This window comes from Nostoc sp. (assembly GCF_036917415.1).
Taxonomy (GTDB): Bacteria; Cyanobacteriota; Cyanobacteriia; order Cyanobacteriales; family Nostocaceae; genus Nostoc.
The window spans coordinates 1-1,700 of the sequence record NZ_JBALDJ010000076.1 but is presented as its reverse complement, the minus strand read 5'-3'; the positions used below and the strand labels follow the sequence as shown (position 1 = coordinate 1,700).

Below are 1,700 nucleotides of genomic sequence, written 5' to 3'. Positions count from 1 at the left end.
TTCAGGTGGGCCATCCTGGACTCGAACCAGGGACCTCACCCTTATCAGGGGTGCGCTCTAACCACCTGAGCTAATAGCCCATATCGAACCAAATCATAGTTTGAAAGCTTTCTACATCATACAAATGTCTGCGACCGACCTAGGTTAGACCAACTCAGTATCTATTTAACTTTGTGTTTTTCGATTTCTGAGGGGTGTAGGTCTCCCTATAAAGGAGGTGATCCAGCCACACCTTCCGGTACGGCTACCTTGTTACGACTTCACCCCAGTCACCAGTCCTGCCTTAGGCATCCTCCTCCACGAATGGTTGGAGTAATGACTTCGGGCACTACCAGCTTCCATGGTGTGACGGGCGGTGTGTACAAGGCCCGGGAACGAATTCACTGCAGTATGCTGACCTGCAATTACTAGCGATTCCTCCTTCACGCAGGCGAGTTGCAGCCTGCGATCTGAACTGAGCTCCGGTTTGCGGGATTTGCTTGCACTCGCGTGGTAGCTGCCCTCTGTCCGGAGCATTGTAGTACGTGTGTAGCCCAAGGCGTAAGGGGCATGCTGACTTGACGTCATCCCCACCTTCCTCCGGTTTGTCACCGGCAGTCTCTCTAGAGTGCCCAACTTAATGCTGGCAACTAAAAACGAGGGTTGCGCTCGTTGCGGGACTTAACCCAACATCTCACGACACGAGCTGACGACAGCCATGCACCACCTGTGTTCGCGCTCCCGAAGGCACTCTTCCCTTTCAAGAAGATTCGCGACATGTCAAGCCTTGGTAAGGTTCTTCGCGTTGCATCGAATTAAACCACATACTCCACCGCTTGTGCGGGCCCCCGTCAATTCCTTTGAGTTTCACCGTTGCCGGCGTACTCCCCAGGCGGGATACTTAACGCGTTAGCTACGGCACGGCTCGGGTCGATACAAGCCACGCCTAGTATCCATCGTTTACGGCTAGGACTACTGGGGTATCTAATCCCATTCGCTCCCCTAGCTTTCGTCCCTCAGTGTCAGTTACGGCCTAGCAGAGCGCCTTCGCCACTGGTGTTCTTCCTGATCTCTACGCATTTCACCGCTACACCAGGAATTCCCTCTGCCCCGAACGTACTCTAGCTATGTAGTTTCCACTGCTTGTATCTAGTTGAGCTAGACTCTTTAACAGCAGACTTACATTGCCACCTGCGGACGCTTTACGCCCAATCATTCCGGATAACGCTTGCATCCTCCGTATTACCGCGGCTGCTGGCACGGAGTTAGCCGATGCTTATTCCTCAGGTACCGTCATTGTGTTCTTCCCTGAGAAAAGAGGTTTACGACCCAAGAGCCTTCCTCCCTCACGCGGTATTGCTCCGTCAGGCTTTCGCCCATTGCGGAAAATTCCCCACTGCTGCCTCCCGTAGGAGTCTGGGCCGTGTCTCAGTCCCAGTGTGGCTGATCGTCCTCTCAGACCAGCTACTGATCGTCGCCTTGGGAGTCCATTACACTTCCAACTAGCTAATCAGACGCGAGCTCATCTTCAGGCAGCAAGCCTTTCACCTTTCGGCACATCCGGTATTAGCCACCGTTTCCAGTGGTTGTCCCAGACCTGAAGCCAGATTCTCACGCGTTACTCACCCGTCCGCCACTGAATCCGAAGATTCCGTTCGACTTGCATGTGTTAAGCATACCGCCAGCGTTCATCCTGAGCCAGGATCAAACTCTCCGTTTTG

At 53.6% G+C, this 1,700-nt stretch carries 1 tRNA gene and 1 rRNA gene; both read right to left on the bottom strand.

Annotation, left to right across the window (positions count from 1 at the left end):
* Positions 1 to 6: 6 nt before the first annotated feature.
* Positions 7 to 80, bottom strand: a tRNA-Ile gene (locus tag V7K41_RS15885).
* A gap of 130 nt (positions 81 to 210) precedes the next feature.
* Positions 211 to 1,699, bottom strand: a 16S ribosomal RNA gene (locus V7K41_RS15880).
* Position 1,700 lies beyond the last annotated feature (1 nt).